The 19,875-nt window shown below is 68.1% G+C and carries 11 protein-coding genes; 9 read left to right on the top strand and 2 right to left on the bottom strand.

Annotated features, from left to right (window positions below; translation table 11 throughout):
* Nucleotides 1-412: 412 nt before the first annotated feature.
* From glgA to TO66_RS14330, 9 genes are all read left to right on the top strand, one after another.
* Nucleotides 413-1,981: a glycogen synthase GlgA gene (gene glgA, locus TO66_RS14370; protein WP_044462950.1), complete on the top strand. Its 1,569-nt coding sequence runs from the start codon at nucleotides 413-415 to the stop codon at nucleotides 1,979-1,981.
* 13 nt (nucleotides 1,982-1,994) lie between these two features.
* Nucleotides 1,995-3,794, top strand: coding sequence for a malto-oligosyltrehalose trehalohydrolase (gene treZ / locus TO66_RS14365; RefSeq protein WP_044462949.1), 1,800 nt, complete (start codon nucleotides 1,995-1,997; stop codon nucleotides 3,792-3,794).
* On the top strand, nucleotides 3,787-5,868 hold the full coding sequence (gene malQ, locus TO66_RS14360; protein WP_044462948.1) for a 4-alpha-glucanotransferase: 2,082 nt from the start codon (nucleotides 3,787-3,789) through the stop codon (nucleotides 5,866-5,868). The genes treZ and malQ overlap by 8 nt, the downstream gene beginning before the upstream one ends.
* Complete coding sequence (locus TO66_RS14355; RefSeq protein ID WP_044462947.1) at nucleotides 5,865-8,645, top strand: malto-oligosyltrehalose synthase; 2,781 nt, start codon at nucleotides 5,865-5,867, stop codon at nucleotides 8,643-8,645. Before malQ ends, TO66_RS14355 begins: the two co-directional genes overlap by 4 nt.
* A gap of 20 nt (nucleotides 8,646-8,665) precedes the next feature.
* The gene (locus tag TO66_RS14350) at nucleotides 8,666-8,986 is read left to right on the top strand and encodes a DUF2934 domain-containing protein (RefSeq protein WP_044462946.1); all 321 of its coding nucleotides are present in this window, start codon (nucleotides 8,666-8,668) and stop codon (nucleotides 8,984-8,986) included.
* Nucleotides 8,987-9,119: 133 nt separating this feature from the next.
* Nucleotides 9,120-11,282, top strand: a complete 2,163-nt coding sequence (gene glgX / locus TO66_RS14345) for a glycogen debranching protein GlgX (RefSeq protein ID WP_044462945.1) — start codon at nucleotides 9,120-9,122, stop codon at nucleotides 11,280-11,282.
* 279 nt (nucleotides 11,283-11,561) lie between these two features.
* Nucleotides 11,562-12,317, top strand: a complete 756-nt coding sequence (locus TO66_RS14340) for a PIG-L deacetylase family protein (RefSeq protein ID WP_044462944.1) — start codon at nucleotides 11,562-11,564, stop codon at nucleotides 12,315-12,317.
* A gap of 92 nt (nucleotides 12,318-12,409) precedes the next feature.
* On the top strand, nucleotides 12,410-13,204 hold the full coding sequence (locus TO66_RS14335; RefSeq protein ID WP_044462943.1) for an endonuclease/exonuclease/phosphatase family protein: 795 nt from the start codon (nucleotides 12,410-12,412) through the stop codon (nucleotides 13,202-13,204).
* Nucleotides 13,205-13,348: 144 nt separating this feature from the next.
* Nucleotides 13,349-14,047, top strand: a complete 699-nt coding sequence (locus tag TO66_RS14330) for an alpha/beta hydrolase (protein ID WP_044462942.1) — start codon at nucleotides 13,349-13,351, stop codon at nucleotides 14,045-14,047.
* Nucleotides 14,048-14,209: 162 nt separating this feature from the next.
* Here the strand turns inward: TO66_RS14330 and glgB are convergent, their stop codons facing one another.
* Together glgB and treS are read right to left on the bottom strand one after the other, a co-directional pair.
* A complete protein-coding gene (gene glgB, locus TO66_RS14325; RefSeq protein WP_044462941.1) occupies nucleotides 14,210-16,438 on the bottom strand; it encodes a 1,4-alpha-glucan branching protein GlgB in 2,229 nt (742 codons plus the stop codon).
* Nucleotides 16,438-19,779 carry a maltose alpha-D-glucosyltransferase gene (gene treS, locus TO66_RS14320; protein ID WP_044462940.1) on the bottom strand — a complete coding sequence of 1,114 codons (3,342 nt, stop codon included), beginning with the start codon at nucleotides 19,777-19,779 and terminating at the stop codon, nucleotides 16,438-16,440. The genes glgB and treS overlap by 1 nt, the downstream gene beginning before the upstream one ends.
* Nucleotides 19,780-19,875: the final 96 nt, after the last annotated feature.

The following is a 19,875-nucleotide window of genomic DNA, read 5'->3' as shown; positions in this document are numbered from 1 at the left end:
GCGCCCGTTTCTCGCACCGTCTGCTCGCGCGGCGAAAAATGCCGCGCCCCCGACCGGGGCGCAGGCCTGCCTTTCGTCGGTTTTATTTCGCGGCAGGGCGATCTTTGCCGCGCTAAAACCTGACCGTCACGCTCGCGCTCTACCTTCTGCCTTGAGCGCAATTCGAAAAATGACCAAGCGGTCACATGCATTGAAAGAAAGTCGAAACTTTTAGCGCAGGCCCCGGGTCAGGTTAAAGGTAGGGCCCGGGCGACTGGTGCAATCCTTGCAGCGGCCCCTCCATCCTCTTTGCGACGACGCATGAGGCTGCGTTCGGCTTGTGCCTGCGTAGCGCTTTTGTGCCGGGCCACCGGATGGCCCATTGACTGTGCTGGCCTGATGCCAGGAATCGACAATAAAACGGGAGAGACAGATGACCAGTGTCGTAGTGCAAACCCAGGGAAAATATCCTCTGCCGCTGGCCGGCGAACCGGCTTCTCCATCGCTTCTCGCCCCTGGAGGCAAGACGTCACTGCCCCTGGTCCGGCACAACCCCAACCGCAAGAAGGTGCTGTTCGTCACCTCGGAAATCGCCGACCTGGTCAAGACCGGTGGCCTGGGCGACGTCTCGGCCGCCCTGCCCCGGGCCATGGCGCACCTGCATGACGTGCGCCTGCTGATTCCCGGCTACCGGCAAGTGCTCAACAGCGAGAACCCGATCCATGTGATCGGCGAACTGGGCGGCCATGCGGCGCTGCCGGCCTGCAAGATCGGGCGCATGGACATGCCCGACGGCCTGGTGATCTATGTGCTGATCTGCCCCGAACTCTACGAGCGCGAAGGCACGCCCTACGGCGCCAACAACGGCCGCGACTGGCCCGACAACCATATCCGCTTCGCCCGCCTGGGCCTGGCCGCGGCCGACATCGCCGCCAACCTGGCGCAGATCCACTGGTGCCCGGACCTGGTGCACGCCCATGACTGGCCCGCCGGGCTGGCGCCGGCCTACATGCACTGGCGCGGGCAGCGCACCCCGACCCTGTTCACCATCCACAACCTGGCCTACCAGGGCGTGGTCAGCCTGGCCTCCTGCCCGGAACTGGGCATCCCCGAACACGCCCTGCAGCAGGAAGGCATGGAGTTCTACGGCAAGCTGTCGTTCCTCAAGGCCGGCATGGCCTATGCCAGCCACATCACCACCGTCAGCGCCACCTATGCCCAGGAAATCACCACCCCGGCCTTCGGCTGCGGGCTCGACGGTTTCCTCGCCAGCAAGACCCAGCAAGGCCTGCTCAGCGGCATTCCCAACGGCATCGACGAAAGCTGGGACGCCGCCACCGATCCGCACCTGTTCGCCCCCTTCGCCATCGGCGACTGGCAGGGCAAGGCGGCCAACGCGAGCCACGTGCGCCAGATGTTCGGCCTCGACCCCAGCGACGGCCCGCTGTTCGCGGTGGTCTCGCGGCTGGTCTACCAGAAAGGCCTGGACCTCACCGAAGGCGTCGCCGAGTACATCGTCAAGGCCGGCGGCCAGATCGCCATCATCGGCCGCGGCGAGCCCGAGGAAGAACAGGCCATGCGCGCCCTGGCCGAACGTTTTCCCGGGCGTATCGGGGTGCACATCGGCTTCAACGAAACCGATGCCCGGCGCATGTTCGCCGGCAGCGATTTCCTGCTGATGCCCTCGCGCTACGAGCCCTGCGGCCTGAGCCAGATGTATGCCCAGCGCTTCGGCTCGCTGCCGGTGGCGCGCAACACCGGCGGCCTGGCCGACACCATCGAGAACGGCGTCACCGGGTTCCTCTTCGACGAATCCACCGTGCCCAGCTACCAGGAGGCCCTGAGCCGGGCATTCAAGGTGTTCGCCTACCCGCAGTTGCTCAACGCCATGCGCTGCCGGGCCATGGCCGCGCCCTTCAACTGGTGCAAGGCGGTGGAACCCTACGCCGAACTCTACGAACAGCTGGTGGCCAAGGCCCTGGGAAAATCGGCCAAGCCATAAGGGAGCGCCCGCGATGTCGCTACGGACGCAGGAAACCTGGCCCCACGGCGCCGTCCCGCTGGATGCCGAGCGCACCCGCTTCACCCTCTGGGCGCCGGACGCGCGGCAGGTCAGCCTGGAACTCGCGGACGGCTCGTCGCTGCCCATGCTGCCCCGGGCCGACGGCTGGTTCATGATCGTCGGCCGCTGCCCGCCCGGCACCCGCTATCGCTTCGGCATCGACAACGACGTCCAGGTGCCCGACCCGGCCTCCCGCGCCCAGGACGGCGATATCGACGGCCCCAGCGTGGTCACCGATCCCCAGGCCTACTCCTGGCGCCATCCCCACTGGCGGGGCCGGCCCTGGCACGAGGCGGTGATCTGCGAACTGCACGTGGGCGTGCTCGGCGGTTACCGCGCCGCGGAGCACTACTTGCCGCATTTGGCCGAGACCGGCATCACCGCCATCGAGCTGATGCCCCTGGCGCAGTTCCCCGGCGCGCGCAACTGGGGCTACGACGGCGTGCTGCCCTATGCCCCGCACGCCTCCTACGGTAGCCCCGACGACCTCAAGCACCTGATCGACTGCGCCCATGGCCTGGGCCTGGCGGTGCTGCTGGACGTGGTCTACAACCACTTCGGCCCCGACGGCAACTACCTGCACCGCTACGCCCGCGGTTTCTTCCGCGAAGACCGGCACACCCCCTGGGGCGCGGCCATCGACTTCCGGCGCCGGCCGGTGCGCGACTTCTTTATCGACAATGCCCTGATGTGGCTGCAGGAATACCGTTTCGACGGGCTGCGCCTGGACGCGGTGCACGCCATCGACGACCCGGACTTCCTGGTCGAACTGGCCCGGCAGGTGCGCGGCCGGCTCGACCCGGCGCGCCACATCTGGCTGACCCTGGAGAACGAACACAACCAGGCCAGCCTGCTGGAGCGGCATTACGACGCGCAGTGGAACGATGACGGGCACAACGCCCTGCATGTGCTGCTGACCGGCGAGACCGAGGCCTACTACGCCGACTTCGCCGAACGACCGACCGAACAACTGGCGCGCTGCCTCGCCCAGGGCTTTGCCTACCAGGGCCAGCGCAACCGCCACGGCAACGCCCGCGGCGAGCCCAGCGGGCACCTGCCGCCCAGCGCCTTCGTGCTGTTTTTGCAGAACCACGACCAGATCGGCAACCGCGCGTTCGGCGAACGCCTGCGCCACCTGGCCGAGCCCCAGGCGTTGCAGGCGGCCACGGCGCTGTTGCTGCTGGCGCCGATGATCCCGCTGCTGTTCATGGGCGATGAAGTGGCGGCGCCTCAGCCGTTCCTGTTTTTCACCAGCCACCACGGCGAACTGGCGGACGCGGTGCGCGAAGGCCGGCGCAACGAATTCGCCGCCTTCGGCGCCTTTGCCGATCCCCGGGAGCGCGAGCGGATTCCCGACCCGAACGCCCCTTCGAGCTTCCTCGACTCGCGGCCACAGGCGGACCCGGCGCTGGGCGAGCCGACCCGGGCGCTGTATCGCCGGCTGCTGCAGCTGCGCCAGGCGCATATCGTGCCGCACCTGCCGGGCACCACCGCCCTGGGCGCCGAGGTGCTGGCCCCGGGCGCAGTGTGCGCACGCTGGCGCCTGGGCAACGGCCGCGAACTGCGCATCGAGCTCAACCTCGGTGCCGGGGAAGTCGAGCGGGCGCCCGCGGCTCCTTCGTCCGTGCTGTTCGAGCTGCCGCAGCGGGCGCCGCAAGCGTCCGCGCCCGCCACTCTCGCCCCCTACAGCGTGCGGGTCAGCCTCGACGCCCCCGCCCCCATGCCCGCCCTATCGGAGAGCGCCCATGAGTGACACGCAACTGGAAATCCTCGCCAGCCGGGCCGGCCTGGCGGTCGACTGGATCGATGCCAACGGCCGCCCGCAACGGGTCGCGCCGCAGGTGCTGCGCGCCGTGCTGGCCGGCCTCGGCCACCCGGCCGACGACGCCCGCCAGATCGAAGACAGCCTGCAGCAGCTGCAACAGGCGCAACAGACCCACCAACTGCCGCCACTGCTGACCGCCGACGTCGGCCAGGGCCTGGACCTGGGGCACTACTTCGCCCCGGGCACGCGCTGCGAGGTCCGCCTGGAAGACGGCAGCCTGCTGGATCTGCGCCTCGACGCCGACGCCCTGCTGCCCGGCGTGTTGCCGGTGGGCTACCAGCAGGTGAGTGTCGACGGCCAGCACTTCACCCTGGCCGTCGCCCCCGAGCGCTGCTACAGCGTCGCCGACGCCGTGGACCAGGCCACGCCCCGGGCCTGGGGCCTGAGCGTGCAGCTGTACGCGCTGCGGCGCAGCGGCGACGGCGGTTTCGGCGACACCCAGGCGCTGGAAGAACTGGCCCGGGTGGCCGGCGAACGGGGCGCCGACGCCCTGGCCATCAGCCCCCTGCATGCCATGTTCGGCAGCGACACCGGGCGCTACAGCCCTTATTCGCCATCCAGCCGCTTGTTTCTCAACAGCCTGTACGCCGCGCCCGGGACGCTCCTGGGCGAGCGGGCCTGGCGCAGCGCCATCGACGCCTGCGGCCTGGGCCCGCAGTTGCAGGAGCTGGAACGCCAGCCGCTGGTCGACTGGCCGCGGGCGGCCCAGGCCCGGCAGCAGGTGCTGCGCGCCCTCTATGAAGGCTTCCGCCAGGGCGAACATCCGTTGCACCAGGACTTCGCCAGCTTCCACCAGGCCGGTGGCGAGGCCCTGGAAAACCATTGCCGCTTCGAGGCTATCCAGGCTTGGCGCGCGGCCCGTGGCGAAAGCCTGGACTGGCGCGAATGGCCCGAGGCCTGGCGCACCCCGCAGAGCCCGGCCCTGGCGCAATTCGCCGCCGAGCATGGCGACGACATCGGCTTTCATGCCTTCTGCCAATGGCTGATCGCCCGCTGCCTGGAGCGCGTACAGAGCGCCGCCCGCAGCAGTGGAATGGGCATCGGCCTGATCGCCGACCTGGCCGTCGGCGCCGACGGCGGCGGCAGCCAGGCCTGGAGCCGCCAGGACGAGCTGCTGGCGGAGCTGACCGTCGGCGCGCCGCCGGACATTCTCAACCGCCAGGGCCAGGGCTGGGGCATCTCCGCGTTCTCCCCGGAGGGCCTGGTGCGCAACGGGTTCCATGCCTTCATCGAGATGCTGCGGGCCAACTTCGCCCATGCCGGCGGCCTGCGCATCGACCATGTGATGGGTCTGCAACGGTTGTGGGTGATCCCCCGCGGCGCTCCGCCCGGCGACGGTGCCTACCTGTATTACCCGGTGGACGACCTGCTGCGCCTGCTGACCCTGGAATCGCACCGGCACCAGGCGATCGTCCTCGGCGAAGACCTCGGCACGGTGCCCGACGGCCTGCGGGAAAAACTCAGCGCGCGGGCCATGCTCGGCATGCGTGTGTTGTTGTTCGAGCAGGAACACGGCACGCATTTCCGGCCGATCCTCGACTGGCCGGACAACGCCCTGGCCACCACCAGCACCCACGACCTGCCGACCCTCAATGGCTGGTGGCAGGGCCGCGACATCGACTGGAGCGCGCGCCTGGGCCTGGTGGACGCCAACGGCGAGAGCCATTGGCGCGAACACCGCCAGCGCGAGCGCGAAGGCCTGCGCCAGGCCCTGGGCCGCGACCCGCAGAACTTTCGCGAAGGCAGCCAGGAGGCCGACCAGGTGGTGGATGCCAGCGTGCGTTTCCTCGGCCACACCCGCGCGCCCCTGGTGCTGCTGCCCCTGGAGGACGCCCTGGGGATCGACGAGCAGGCCAACCTGCCTGGCACCCTCGACAGCCATCCCAACTGGCGCCGGCGCCTGGCCGGCAGCAGCGCGGGCCTGCTCGACGATGCCGACGCCGCGCGCCGCCTGGAACTGCTGGCCTGCGCCCGGCAACAAGCCCACGAGCGTGACCGATGAACACGCCTATCCTTCACGACCGGCCCCTGCGCGCCACCCTGCGCCTGCAGTTTCATCGCGGCTTCACCCTCGACGACGCAGCCGCGCTGGTGCCCTACTTCGCCCGCCTGGGCATCAGCCACCTGTACGCGTCGCCGCTGCTCTGCGCCCGCGCCGGCTCGATGCACGGCTACGACGTGGTCGACCCGACCCGGGTCAACCCCGAGCTGGGGGGCGAGGCGGCCCTGGAGCGCCTGGTACACAGCCTGCGCCAGCACGACATGGGCCTGCTGCTGGATATCGTCTCCAACCACATGGCGGTCGGCGGCGCCGACAATCCCTGGTGGCAGGACTTGCTGCGCTGGGGGCGCCTGAGCCCCTACGGCGAGTTCTTCGACATCCAGTGGCACTCCCCCGACCCGCTGATGGAAGGCCAGCTGCTGCTGCCGTTCCTCGCCAGCGACTACGGCGTGGCGCTGCAGGAAGGCACGCTGACCCTGCACTTCGATGCCGCCCTGGGCGCGTTCCATGCCGAGCATTACCAGCACCGATTCCCGATCTGCCCCAGCGACTACGGCGCGCTGCTCAGGGTCCCGGCCGAGCCGGGCGAGCGTCTCAAGCCGCTGGCCGATGCCTTCGGCACCCTGCGCTACCAGCCCGACGCCCACCGCCAGGCCGAGCCCTTGCAGCAACAGTTGCGCGAAGCCGCCCGGGACCCCGCGATTCGCACGGCTATCGAGCAGCACCTTGTGCTGTACGACGGCCGCCAGGACGACGGCTTCGCCCGCCTGCACGCCCTGCTGGAGCAGCAGAGCTATCGGCTGGCCAGCTGGCGCACCGCGGCGGACGACATCAACTGGCGGCGCTTCTTCGACGTCAACGAGCTGGGCGGGCTGCGCGTGGAGCGGCCAGCGGTGTTCGAGGCGACCCACGGCAAGATCTTCCAGTTGATCGCCGACGGCCTGGTGGACGGCTTGCGCATCGACCATATCGACGGGCTCGCCGATCCCCGGGGTTACTGCCGCAAGCTGCGGCGCCGGGTCGACGCCCTGCGCCCCGGGCAGCACGTGCCGATCTACGTGGAAAAGATCCTCGGCGCCGACGAAACCCTGCGCCGCGACTGGGGCGTGGACGGCACCACCGGCTACGAATTCATGAACCAGCTGTCGCTGCTGCAGCACGACCCGCAAGGCGCCGCGCCCCTGGCCGAACTCTGGAGCCGGCACAGCCAGCGCCCGGCGGAGTTTCTTGAAGAGGCCCGGCTGGCGCGCCGGCAACTGCTTGCCGGGTCGCTGGCCAGCGACTTCGAAAGCGTGGCCCAGGCCCTGCTGCAAGTGGCGCGCAACGATGTGATGACCCGCGACCTGACCCTCGGCGCGATTCGCCGGGCCCTGCAGGAGCTGATCGTGCATTTCCCGGTGTACCGCACCTACATCGGTGCCTGCGGCCGTTCGGCGGCCGACGAGGTGTTTTTCCAGCAGGCCCTGCAAGGCGCCCGCGACACCCTGGGCGAAGCCGATTGGCCGGTGCTGGCCTGCCTGGAGCAATGGCTCGGCGGCCAAGGCTGGCGCCGATTGCCACCGGGCCGGCCGCGCAAGGTGCTCAAGCATGCCTGCGTGCGCTTCCAGCAACTGACCTCGCCGGCGGCGGCCAAGGCCGTGGAAGACACCGCCTTCTATCGTTCGGCGGTGCTGCTCTCGCGCAACGACGTGGGCTTCTCCAGCGAGCGCTTCTGTGCCCCGCTGGCCGACTTCCACGCGGCCTGTCGCCAGCGCCTGGACAGCTTCCCCGACAACCTCCTGGCCACTGCCACCCACGACCACAAGCGCGGCGAAGACAGCCGCGCGCGGCTGGCGGTGCTCAGCGAACGCAGCAGCTGGTACACCGCCCAGGTCGAACACTGGCGCGAGCAGGCGCGGGCCTGGCGCAGCGATGCCCTGGCGCCGGACCCCGGCGACGAGTTGATCCTCTACCAGGCGCTGCTCGGCAGCTGGCCGCTGGAACTACGCGCCGACGACGGGCCTGGCCTGCAGGACTACACCGCCCGCCTGTGGCAATGGCAGGAAAAAGCCTTGCGCGAAGCCAAGCTGCACAGCAGTTGGACGGCGCCGAACGAAGCCTACGAAAACGCGGTGCGCGACTTTATCGAGCGCCTGCTGCTCGGCGCCGAGGGCCTGGCGTTACGCCGCGCCATCGCCGCCGCCGTAGAGGCCATCGCACCCGCCGGCGCCCTCAACGGCCTGGCGCAATCCTTGCTGCGCATCACCGTGCCGGGCGTCCCGGACCTGTACCAGGGCAACGAGTTCTGGGACTTCAGCCTGGTGGACCCGGACAACCGCCGCCCGGTGGATTTCGCTGCCCGCCAGACGGCCCTGGCCACCCCCGCCGCGCCCCCGGAGCTGTTGGCCCACTGGCGCGACGGGCGCATCAAGCAGGCGCTGATCGCCGCCGCGCTGGCCTGCCGGCGCGAGCACCCGCAGCTGTTTCGCCGGGGCGCCTACCAGGCGCTGCCGATGCAGGGCTGCCACGCCGACCGGGTGCTGGCCTTCCTGCGCGAATACCAGGGCCAGCGCGCGCTAGTGATAGTGCCCCGGCAAGTGGCCGGGCTGCTGGAACAGCGTGCGCAACCCTGGGTCGACGCGCCGGATTGGGGCGATACGCGGGTATCGCTACCGTTCGCCGCCCCCGGGCAAAAGCTGAAGGGACTTTTTTCCAGCGAGGCAGTCACACAGCACAAGGATCTGACAATCAGCAGCGCATTGCGGGATTTCCCCGTCAACCTCTTCATCCAAACTTGAGTCATTTCAGGAGCATTGCGATGAGTACCGACGACAAACGCATTCGTGAATTCGCCTATCAAATCTGGGAGTCGGAAGGCCGGCCCGAAGGCCAGGAACATCGTCATTGGGAAATGGCCCGCAAGCTGGCCGAAGCCGAGGCCCTGGCCCCGAGCAAGCCGCCCCGGGCCACCCGCGCCGCGCCCGCCAAGAGCGCCAAACCGGCGGCCGCCAAGCCCAAGGCCAGCAAGTCCGCCGCGGCCTCCCTAGTGCCGCCCGGAGAAAAGAGCCTCCCCGCCGCCCCCAAGAGCCCGGCGGCGAAAAAACCGCGCGCGCCACGCAGCAAGCCACCGGCCAGCTGACCTTTCGCCCCCTGTCGTCGCCCTCTGCCACGCGTGGTGCGCCAGCACCACCGCGTGCCCGCTCGCCGCGCTGTTTCATCCCGCTTGATTCGCATCGCCATTTTGATTCGCATCGCCATTGGCAGGAGCCTTTATGACCACGCCTACACCCACCCCGCAGGACCCGACCGCGACCGAACCCACGCGCATCCGCGAAGGCCTGCCCTTCCCCCTGGGCGCGACCTGGGACGGCCTGGGGGTCAACTTCGCGCTGTTCTCGGCCAATGCCACCAAGGTCGAACTGTGCCTGTTCGATGCCTCGGGCGAAGTCGAGCTGGAACGTATCGAGCTGCCGGAATACACCGACGAAATCTTCCACGGCTACCTGCCCGATGCCCATCCGGGGCTGATCTACGGCTATCGCGTCCACGGCCCCTACGATCCGGCCAACGGCCATCGCTTCAACCCCAACAAGCTGCTGATCGACCCTTACGCCAAGCAACTGGTGGGCGAGCTGAAATGGTCCGAGGCGCTGTTCGGCTACACCATCGGGCATCCTGACGCCGACCTCAGCTTCGACGAACGCGACAGCGCGCCCTTCGTGCCCAAATGCAAGGTGATCGACCCGGCCCACACCTGGGGCCGCGACCAGCGGGTCAGCGTGCCCTGGGACAAGACGATCATTTACGAGACCCACGTGCGCGGCTTCACCATGCGCCATCCCTCGGTGCCGGAAGCCGTGCGTGGCACCTTCGCCGGGCTGATGGTCGACGATGTGCTCAAGCACATCCGCCAGCTCGGCGTGTCGTCGGTGGAGCTGCTGCCGATCCACGCCTTTGTCAACGACCAGCACCTGCTGCACAAGGGCATGACCAACTACTGGGGCTACAACAGCATCGCCTTCTTCGCCCCCGACCCGCGCTACCTGGCCAGCGGCAAGATCGCCGAGTTCAAGGAAATGGTCGCGCACCTGCACGAAGCCGGACTGGAGGTGATCCTCGACGTGGTCTACAACCACACCGCCGAGGGCAACGAACAGGGCCCGACCCTGTCCATGCGCGGCATCGACAACGCCTCCTACTACCGCCTGATGCCCGACGACAAACGCTTCTACATCAACGATTCCGGCACCGGCAACACCCTCGACCTGAGCCATCCGTGCGTGTTGCAGATGGTCACCGACTCCCTGCGCTACTGGGCCACGGAAATGCACGTGGACGGCTTCCGCTTCGACCTGGCGACCATTCTCGGGCGCTACCACGACGGCTTCGACCAGCGTCACAGCTTCCTCGTGGCCTGCCGCCAGGACCCGGTGCTGCGCCAGGTGAAACTGATCGCCGAGCCCTGGGACATCGGCCCCGGCGGTTATCAGGTGGGCGGCTTCCCGCCGGGCTGGGTGGAATGGAACGACAAGTTCCGCGACACCGTGCGCGCCTTCTGGAAAGGCGACGACGGCCAGCTCGCCGACTTCGCCGCGCGCATGACCGCTTCCGGCGAGCTGTTCAACCAGCGTGGCCGGCGGCCCTATACCTCGGTCAACTTCGTTACCGCCCACGACGGCTTCACCCTGCACGACCTGGTGTCGTACAACGACAAGCACAACGAAGCCAACGACGAGGGCAACCAGGACGGCAGCAACAACAACCTGTCGTGGAACCATGGGGTCGAAGGCCCCACCGACGACCCGCAGATCAACGCCCTGCGCCTGCGCCAGATGCGCAACTTCTTCGCCACCCTGCTGCTGGCCCAGGGCACGCCGATGATCGTTGCCGGCGACGAGTTCGCCCGCACCCAGCACGGCAACAACAACGCCTATTGCCAGGACAGCGAGATCGGCTGGGTCAACTGGGACCTGGACGACGACGGCAAATCGCTGCTCGGCTTCGTCAAGCGCCTGGTCAAGCTGCGCATGAGCTACCCGATCCTGCGGCGCGGGCGCTTCCTGGTGGGCAGCTACAACGAAGACATCGGGGTGAAGGACGTGACCTGGCTGGCACCGGACGCCAGCGAAATGACCACCGAACAGTGGCAGGACAGCCACGGCCGCTGCCTGGGCATGCTGCTCGACGGCCGCGCCCAGGAAACCGGCATCCGCCGCCCCGGCGCCGACGCCACCTTGCTGCTGGTGGTCAACGCCCATCACGACATCGTCGACTTCAGCCTGCCGCAAGTGCCCGCCGGCGACTTCTGGACCTGCCTGCTCGACACCCACCAGCCCGCGGTGAAAGGCCAGGAACGCTTCGCCTTCGGCCACCGCTACTCGGTGACCGGCCGCTCGCTGCTGCTGTTCGAGTTGCAGCGCGAAGCTGAGGATTGAGCCTGGCGCCTGGAATAACGGCTCGACAACAGCCCACCATCGGACAAATGTACGATGGTGCCCGGCGCCTGTTCCCGGGTATCGTGGGCCCCCTGAGCGGCAGCAGCAGAAAAAAACCGCGGGGCCCTGCGACGGCGACCGGCGGCTGTGTATGATTGAACACTCTTGCAGGACGGCAATCCAAGGTATGGAGCGCCGGCACCCGGGTCGACACCGGGCGCGAACCCAAGCGGACCGGCCCTCGCCGTGTGCCGACTGCCCGGAACAAGGATGTGACACATGAAATCCATACCCCTGAGCGATACCTGGCCGGAGCAGATCTGGAACGGCTCCCGCCGGTCGCACGACGTCCCCCCCATCAACATTGCCAGCCTGGTGCCGGCCGGCGCCCGCGCGGTGGTGATCGCCCCGCACCCCGGCGACGAAGTGCTGACCTGCGGCGGCCTGCTGCAGGTGCTGGCCCACCACGGCCACCCGCTGCAACTGATTTCCGTGACCGACGGCAGCGCCAGCCACCCCGGCTCCGACCTGTGGTCGGAACGTCGCCTGAGCGTGTTCCGCCCCCAGGAAAGCGTCGAGGCCCTGCGCCGGCTGGGCCTGCCCCTGCATAGCCTGAAATGGATTCGCGGCGGCTTCGTCGACAACGCGCTGGAAGAACGCGAGCACCAGTTGAGCCAGTTCATCGGCCGCTACCTGCGCCCCGACGATGTGGTGTTCAGTACCTGGCGCGAAGACGGCAACGACGACCACGAGGCCGTCGGCCGGGCCTGCGCCAAGGCCTCGGCCCAGGCTGGCGTGGCCTTTCACGAGGTGCCGGTATGGGCCTGGCACTGGTCGCCCCGCGACGAACACCTGCTGCCCTGGCACCGTGCCCGCAAGCTGCGCCTGGATACCTGGACCGTGGCCCGCAAGCGCCACGCCGCCCATGCCTACGCCAGCCAGTTGCAGGGCGACCCGGGCATCGGCCTGGCGCCGACGTTGACGCCGGTGGTCCTGGAACGGTTGCGCCAGCCCTACGAGATCATTTTCCTGTAGCAGCGGGCGGACCGTGCCGCCCGAGGAAAAACCTGAACTGACCGGCCCAGTGTCAGTCGCATGAGTAACCGGCCCGATTACGAGGAACCCGCGTGAATACCGATTCCACCAGGCGCCCTGTCCCGCCGGCGGACGACGCTTCGGCGATCCGTCGCCTGCGAATCCTGACCGTCAACACCCACAAGGGCTTCACCGCCCTGAACCGCCGTTTCATCCTGCCGGAGCTGCGCGACGCGGTGCGCAGCACCCAGGCCGACCTGGTGTTTCTCCAGGAGGTGTTGGGCGAGCACGAGCGCCATGCCAGCCGCTACAACAACTGGCCGCAGCAGTCGCAATACGAATTTCTCGCCGACAGCATGTGGAGCGACTATGCCTACGGGCGCAACGCGGTCTATCCCGACGGTCACCACGGCAACGCCCTGCTGTCGAAATACCCGATCCGCCAGTACCGCAACCTCGACGTCTCGATTACCGGCCCCGAGCGCCGCGGGTTGCTGCATTGCGTGCTGGATGTGCCGGGGCACGCCGAGGTGCACGCCATCTGCGTGCACCTGAGCCTGCTGGAAGGCCATCGCCAGTTGCAGTTGGCGCTGCTGGGCCAGTTGCTCGAATCCCTGCCCGACGACGCGCCGGTGATCATCGCCGGCGACTTCAACGACTGGCAGTTGCATGGCAACGCCACCCTCGCCCGGCGCGACGACCTGCACGAAGCCTTCGAACGCCACCAGGGCCGCCCGGCCAAGACCTACCCGGCGCGCTGGCCGCTGCTGCGCCTGGACCGCATCTACCTGCGCAACGCCCGCAGCCACGCGCCGAGGATCCTCGGCCACAAACCCTGGACGCACCTGTCGGACCACCTGCCGCTGACCGTGGAAGTACACCTCTGAACATTTGCTCAAACATTCGCCGGGGCCGGGCCGTGCGTGCGGCTCGGTTGTCATCGATACTCAGGCACTCTGGTTGCGCTGCCCCGTGGCATCAGTGGGGCTGATCACCCTCCTTACCGCTGTTTTCAACCTGGGAGTCATTCCATGAGCGATACACCCACGATTGTGCTGGTCCACGGTTTCTGGGGCGGCGCCGCCCACTGGAACAAGGTCATAGGCGAACTGCTGCAACGCGGCCACACGCGGATTCGCGCGGTCGAGCTGCCGCTGACCTCGCTGGCCGAGGATGTCGAACGCACCCGCAAGCTGGTGGCGCAGCAGGAAGGCCAGGTGCTGCTGGTCGGCCATTCCTATGGCGGCGCGGTGATCAGCGCGGCCGGCCTGGCGCCGAATGTCGCGGGCCTGGTGTACATCGCCGCGTTCGCCCCCGATGCCGGGGAAAGCCCGGGCGGCATCACCCAGCAGCACCCGCCTGTGGCCGCCGCCAACCTGCAGCCCGACAGCGACGGTTACCTCTGGGTCAAGCCGGAGCTGTTCCATGAAAGTTTCTGCCAGGACCTGCCGGAGCGCGAGGGGCTGATCATGGGCCTGACCCAGAAGGCGCCGCTGGCCAGCACCTTCGGCGACACCCTGGGCGACCCGGCGTGGAAGCACCGGCCCTCCTGGTACCAGATCTCCACCGAAGACCGCATGATCGCGCCGCAGAACCAGCAGCGCATGGCGGCGCGCCTGGGCGCGCGCAAGATCATCAGCCTGGAGGCCAGCCATGCGTCCCTGGCGTCCCGGGCCACCGAGGTCGCCGATCTGATCGACGAAGCGGCAAAGGCCCTGGCCCAGGGCTGAGACAAACACCTGTGGCAGCGGCTATGGGGTTGCGGGGGGAGCGTAATCGATGGTGTCCGGGCGGGCCTAATCGCGAGCAAGCTTCGCTCCTACAAGGGGAATGTGTATCCCCCGTAGGAGCGAAGCTTGCTCGCGATCCGCTGCATGCAGCGGCCAGTCGCCTCAACCCTCCGGCTGCAGGATCAGCACCGCCAGCGGCGGCAGGTTCAGCACCAGCGACAATGCCTGGCCATGGCTCGGTTCGTCTTCGGTGCTGGCCCCGCCGCCGTTGCCGTAGTTGGAACCGGCGTAGGTGGCGGCATCGCTGTTGAGCAATTCGCCCCAGCGCCCGCCGAAGGGCACGCCGACCCGGTAGGCCTGGCGCGGTACGGGGGTGAAGTTGGCCACTACCAGCAACGGCTTGCCGTCCTTGCTCCAGCGCAGCCAGGCATAGACGCTGTTGATCGCGTCGTCGCCGATCAGCCACTGGAACCCCTGGGGCGCGTCGTCCTGGTCATGCAGCGCCGGGTGCTCGCGATACAGCCGGTTGAGATCGCCCACCAGTTGCTGCACGCCGCGGTGCTCGGGGTATTGCAGCAGGTACCAGTCCAGTTGCTGGTCGTGGTTCCACTCGCGCCACTGGCCGAACTCGCAACCCATGAACAGCAGTTTCTTGCCCGGATGGGTCCACATGAAACTCAGGTAGGCGCGCAGGTTGGCGAATTTCTGCCAGCGATCGCCGGGCATCTTGTCGATCAGCGAATGCTTGCCGTGCACCACCTCGTCATGGGAGATCGGCAGGATGAACCGCTCGGACCAGGCGTACACCAGGCCGAAGCTCAGCTCGTTGTGGTGGTGGGCGCGGTACACCGGGTCCTGCTGGATGTAGTGCAGCGAGTCATGCATCCAGCCCATGTTCCATTTGTAGGAAAAGCCCAGGCCACCCTGCTGGGTGCCCTGGCTGACCCCGGGCCAGGCCGTGGACTCCTCGGCGATCACCAGCGCGCCGGGGGTTTCCAGGGCGATCACATCGTTGAGATGGCGCAGGAAATCGATGGCCTCGAGGTTTTCGCGGCCGCCGTGGCGGTTCGGCACCCACTCCCCGGGATTGCGCGAATAGTCGCGATAGAGCATCGAGGCCACGGCGTCCACCCGCAGGCCGTCGACATGGAAATGCTTGAGCCAGTGCAGCGCCGACGCCAGCATGAAGCCATGGACTTCGGTGCGCCCCAGGTTGTAGATCAGCGTGTCCCAGTCCTGGTGGAAACCTTCTTGCGGGTTGCCGTATTCGTACAGCGCGGTGCCGTCGAACTGCGCCAGGCCGTGGGCGTCGGTGGGGAAATGCGCCGGCACCCAGTCGAGAATCACCCCGATCCCCGCCAGGTGGCAGGCATTGACGAACGCCGCGAAGTCGTCGGCGCTGCCGTAGCGGGCGCTCGGCGCGAACTGCGACAGCGGCTGGTAGCCCCAGGAACCGCCGAAGGGATGCTCCATGATCGGCATCAGCTCGATATGGGTGAAGCCCAGGTCCTGCACATAGGGGATCAGGCGTTCGGCCAGTTCGTGCCAGTTGTACTGGCGCGCCACTTCGCCCAGGTCGTCGACCTCGCACTGCCAGGAGCCGGCGTGCAGTTCGTAGATCGACAGGGGCGCGTCCGGCCGCTGGCGCTCGCCGCGCGCCAGCATCCACTCGTGGTCCTGCCAGTCGATCGCCAGGGGCCTGGCGACCGTCGAGGCGGTGTCCGGCGGCAGGCGGGTGGCCAGCGCCACCGGGTCGGCCTTGAGCGGCAGAATGCCGTGGGCGCCGAGGATTTCGTATTTGTAGGCTTCGCCCGGCCCCAGGCGCGGTACGAACAGCTCCCAGACCCCGGACGGATGGCGCAGGCGCATCGGGTGCCGGCGCCCGTCCCAGGCGTTGAAGTCACCGACCACCGAGACCCGCCGGGCATTCGGCGCCCAGACCGCGAAACGCACGCCGTCCACGCCGTCCACGGTTTTCAGCTGGGCCCCGAGGCAGGCGCCGAGGTCGCGATGGTTGCCCTCGGCGAACAGGTACAGGTCCATCTCCCCCAGCAAAGGGCCGAAGCTGTAGGGGTCCTCGCCGACCTGCTCGCCACCGGCCCATTGGGTACGCAGCAGATAGGGCCGGACCGTATCGAAATGACCGACGAACAGCCCGGGCACGTCGGTGCCGCCCAGGCTGCCCAGTACCCTGCCGTCGTCGCGGGCCAGCACCTGCACGCTCAGCGCCCCCGGCACGAAGGCGCGGATGAACTGGCCGCCTGCGCCGTCGTCATGGGGGCCGAGCACGGCAAAGGGATCCTGGTGCTCGGCGCGCACCAGGGCGTCGATATCCCTGGCCGGCGGCAATGCCCGCCGGACTGCGGCCTGTTCCTCGTTCGAGACATTCATCACAGCTCTCCACCCGGTGTATCGGAAAAGGGTTTCACTTCGCTCAACAAGCCCTGCAGCCCTCGCAGCGGCACCGCCAGCCAGGCGGGACGGTTTTCCGCCTCGTAGGCCACTTCATAAGCCGCCTTCTCCAGGCTGAACAGGGCCAGCGCGGCGTCTTCCCCGCGCGCGTCCTGCCAGGCATGGGCCAGGCCGACCGTGGCCAGGCGATAGGCCTGGACAAACGCGGCGCGGGCTTCGTGCCGGTAACGCTCGGCGATCCGTTGCCGCACGGCCTGGGTCTGGGGCGACGCATCCAGGCTCGGGCCGCCGAGGGCCAGCGCCGCGGCATAGTCGAAGGAACGCAGCACGCCGCTGACATCCTTGTACGGGCTGTGCTTGCCCCGTCGCTCATGCAGCGGCCGTGCCGGCTCGCCCTCGAAGTCGATCAGGTAGGCATCGCCCTTGATCACCAGCACCTGCCCCAGGTGCAGGTCGCCGTGGACCCGCATGCGCAGCCCGCCGACCGCCTGTTTCGCCAGCTCCTGGACGTACGCCAGGATCGCCTTGCGGTGCTGGCTCCAGTGCGCCACGCGCTGCTGGTCCTCGACGCTCAGCTCGGCCTGGTGCTGCTTGAGCAGCTGCAAGGCGCGTTCCAGTTGCGCGCCGATCTGCTTCGCCCAGGCCTGGGCGTCCCGGGCCGTGCTGGGCTCGGCACCGAAGGCCGGATCGCGGCTCGGCTCCGCGAGGACCCGATGCATTTCCCCCAGGCGCTGGCCGAGCAGGCCGGCGAAATCCTGCAGCTCACCCAAGGCATTGTAGTGCTGGTCCTGCTCGGACATGGCGTCGGCCAGCTCGTCGCGGATCGCCCGTTCCAGGTTGTTCTGGGTCCATTCCCAGGCGTCGCCCTGGTTGCTCAGGTAGCCCTGGGCGATCATCAGCAGACTGTCCTCGCCCTGCCCGTCCCGTCGCACCACCGAACCGAGCAACGGCGAAATGTGCTGGAAGCCGGCGGCGGTCAGGTAGGCACTCATCTCCAGCTCCGGGTGGACCCCGGCGGCGACCTTGCGGATCAGCTTGAGGACCAGGCTGCCGCCCACCACCACCGAACTGTTGGACTGCTCGGCGGACAGGTAGCGCACTTCGACATCGTCGGCCAGGCCCAGCGCCGCCAGTTGCGCGCTGCCCTGGAAACGGATCTCGCCTTCGCCGCAGGGCAGCACGGTCTGCGCCTGGAGCGCCTGCAACACGTTGCGCACGAAGCTCTCCAGGGCAAAGGCGTCGGTGATCAGCCCCACCTGCCGCCCGCGCCGGACCCGGGCCAGGGCCAGTTGCTGCGGCAGCGCGGCGCCGATCTGCTCTTCGGCGAGCAGGCCGAACGGCAGTTGGTAGCGTCCGCTCTGCCCGCCACCGCTGACCTCCAGCTCGCTGAGCAGCACCGGGTGCTGCGGGTCGCCGAAGCGCACGCCATAGGCGATATGCACCTGTTCGATGGCGCTGTCCTTGCCGGCGAACCAGCGCCGCTTGGGCAGCCAGGTCGGCAGCGCGCTCTGCTCCAGGGTGTTGCGCGACGGCGCTTCGAGCAGCTCTTCCAGGCGTTTCTTCAGCACCAGGGTGGTGAAGTCCGGCAGGCTCTGGGCGGGCTCGACGTGCCAGCTGGGCATCTGGTTTTCCGCCGCCAGCATGAACCAGTAGAAGCCGTAGGGCGCCAGGGTCAGGAGGAAATTCAACTGGCCGATCGGCGGGAACGCGTTCCCGCCCAGCATCTCCACCGGCACCATGCCGGCGAACGCCGAGAGGTCCAGCTCGGCGGCCTGGGCGCTGCGCGAGACGTTGGCCACGCAGAGGATGATCTCGTGCCGGCCATCCTCCGTGGTGTATTCGCGGGTGTAGGCCAGGATCCGGCGGTTGCTCGGCGACAGCATTTTCAGGCTGCCGCGACCGAACGCCTTGGATTGCTTGCGGATCGCCAGCATGCGCCGGGTCCAGTTGAGCAGCGAATGAGGGTCGCCGGACTGGGTCTCGACGTTCACCGACAGGTAGCCGTACAGCGGGTCCATGATCGGCGGCAGGACCAGGCTTGCCGGGTCGGCCCGGGAGAAGCCGCCGTTGCGGTCGATCGACCACTGCATCGGCGTGCGCACGCCGTCGCGGTCGCCCAGGTAGATGTTGTCGCCCATGCCGATCTCGTCGCCGTAATACAGGGTCGGTGTGCCCGGCATCGACAGCAGCAGGCTGTTGAGCAGCTCGACGCGGCGCCGGTCGCGCTCCATCAGCGGCGCCAGGCGCCGGCGGATGCCGAGGTTGATCCGCGCGCGGCGGTCGGCGGCGTAGTAGTTCCACAGGTAGTCGCGCTCGCGGTCGGTGACCATCTCCAGGGTCAGCTCGTCGTGGTTGCGCAGGAAGATCGCCCACTGGCAGTTGGCGGGAATCTCCGGGGTCTGGCGCAGGATATCGGTGATCGGGAAGCGATCCTCCTGAGCCAGCGCCATGTACATGCGCGGCATCAGCGGGAAGTGGAAGGCCATGTGGCATTCGTCGCCGTGGTCGCCCTTGAAGTCACCAAAGTACAACTGAGTGTCTTCCGGCCACTGGTTAGCCTCGGCCAGCAGCATGCGGTCCGGGTAATGCGCATCGATCTCGGCGCGGATCCGCTTGAGCACGTCGTGGGTCTCGGGCAGGTTCTCGTTGTTGGTGCCGTCGCGCTCGATCAGGTAGGGAATGGCGTCCAGGCGCAGACCGTCGATGCCCATGTCCAGCCAGTAGCGCATCACCGAGAGCACCGCCTTCATCACCTGCGGGTTGTCAAAATTGAGGTCCGGCTGATGGGAGTAGAAACGGTGCCAGAAGTACTGGCCGGCCACCGGGTCCCAGGTCCAGTTGGACTTCTCGGTGTCGAGGAAGATGATGCGGGTGCCGTCGTATTTCTGGTCGTCGTCGGACCACACGTAGAAGTCCCGCGCCGCCGAGCCGGCCTTGGCCTTGCGTGCCCGCTGGAACCAGGGGTGCTGGTCCGAGGTGTGGTTGATGACCAGTTCGGTGATCACCCGCAACCCGCGCTTGTGGGCCTCGGCGATAAAGCGCCGGGCGTCGGCCAGGGTCCCGTAGTCGGGGCTGACCCCGCGATACTCGGCGATGTCGTAGCCATCGTCGCGCCGTGGCGAGGGATAGAACGGCAACAGCCAGATGGTGTTCACGCCCAGTTCGGCGATGTAGTCGAGCTTGGCGATCAGTCCGGGAAAATCGCCGATCCCGTCATTGTTGGAGTCGAAATAGGACTTGACGTGAACCTGGTAGATCACCGCGTCCTTGTACCAGAGCGGGTCCTTGATAAAGGTGGCTGACCTGGATTTTTTCGCCATTGCACACTCCTGAACATTCGCGGGGCCACAGCCCCCAAAACCGGCGGCTACTCACCTGTAGCCCTGTCACTTCTCAACGCTGTCCCCTGACCGCTG

Origin of the sequence: Pseudomonas sp. MRSN 12121 (genome assembly GCF_000931465.1) — a bacterium.
GTDB lineage: Bacteria > Pseudomonadota > Gammaproteobacteria > Pseudomonadales > Pseudomonadaceae > Aquipseudomonas.
The sequence above is the reverse complement of the archived record's forward strand: the minus strand, read 5'-3'. Positions and strand labels throughout refer to the sequence as shown.

Coding starts and splice junctions, on each gene's coding strand:
- TO66_RS14340 (WP_044462944.1), top strand. CDS start 11,562: ATGAAATCCATACCCCTGAGCGATACCTGGCCGGAGCAGATCTGGAAC.
- TO66_RS14355 (WP_044462947.1), top strand. CDS start 5,865: ATGAACACGCCTATCCTTCACGACCGGCCCCTGCGCGCCACCCTGCGC.
- glgB (WP_044462941.1), bottom strand. CDS start 16,438: ATGAATGTCTCGAACGAGGAACAGGCCGCAGTCCGGCGGGCATTGCCG.
- treZ (WP_044462949.1), top strand. CDS start 1,995: ATGTCGCTACGGACGCAGGAAACCTGGCCCCACGGCGCCGTCCCGCTG.
- glgX (WP_044462945.1), top strand. CDS start 9,120: ATGACCACGCCTACACCCACCCCGCAGGACCCGACCGCGACCGAACCC.
- TO66_RS14350 (WP_044462946.1), top strand. CDS start 8,666: ATGAGTACCGACGACAAACGCATTCGTGAATTCGCCTATCAAATCTGG.
- malQ (WP_044462948.1), top strand. CDS start 3,787: ATGAGTGACACGCAACTGGAAATCCTCGCCAGCCGGGCCGGCCTGGCG.
- glgA (WP_044462950.1), top strand. CDS start 413: ATGACCAGTGTCGTAGTGCAAACCCAGGGAAAATATCCTCTGCCGCTG.
- treS (WP_044462940.1), bottom strand. CDS start 19,779: ATGGCGAAAAAATCCAGGTCAGCCACCTTTATCAAGGACCCGCTCTGG.
- TO66_RS14330 (WP_044462942.1), top strand. CDS start 13,349: ATGAGCGATACACCCACGATTGTGCTGGTCCACGGTTTCTGGGGCGGC.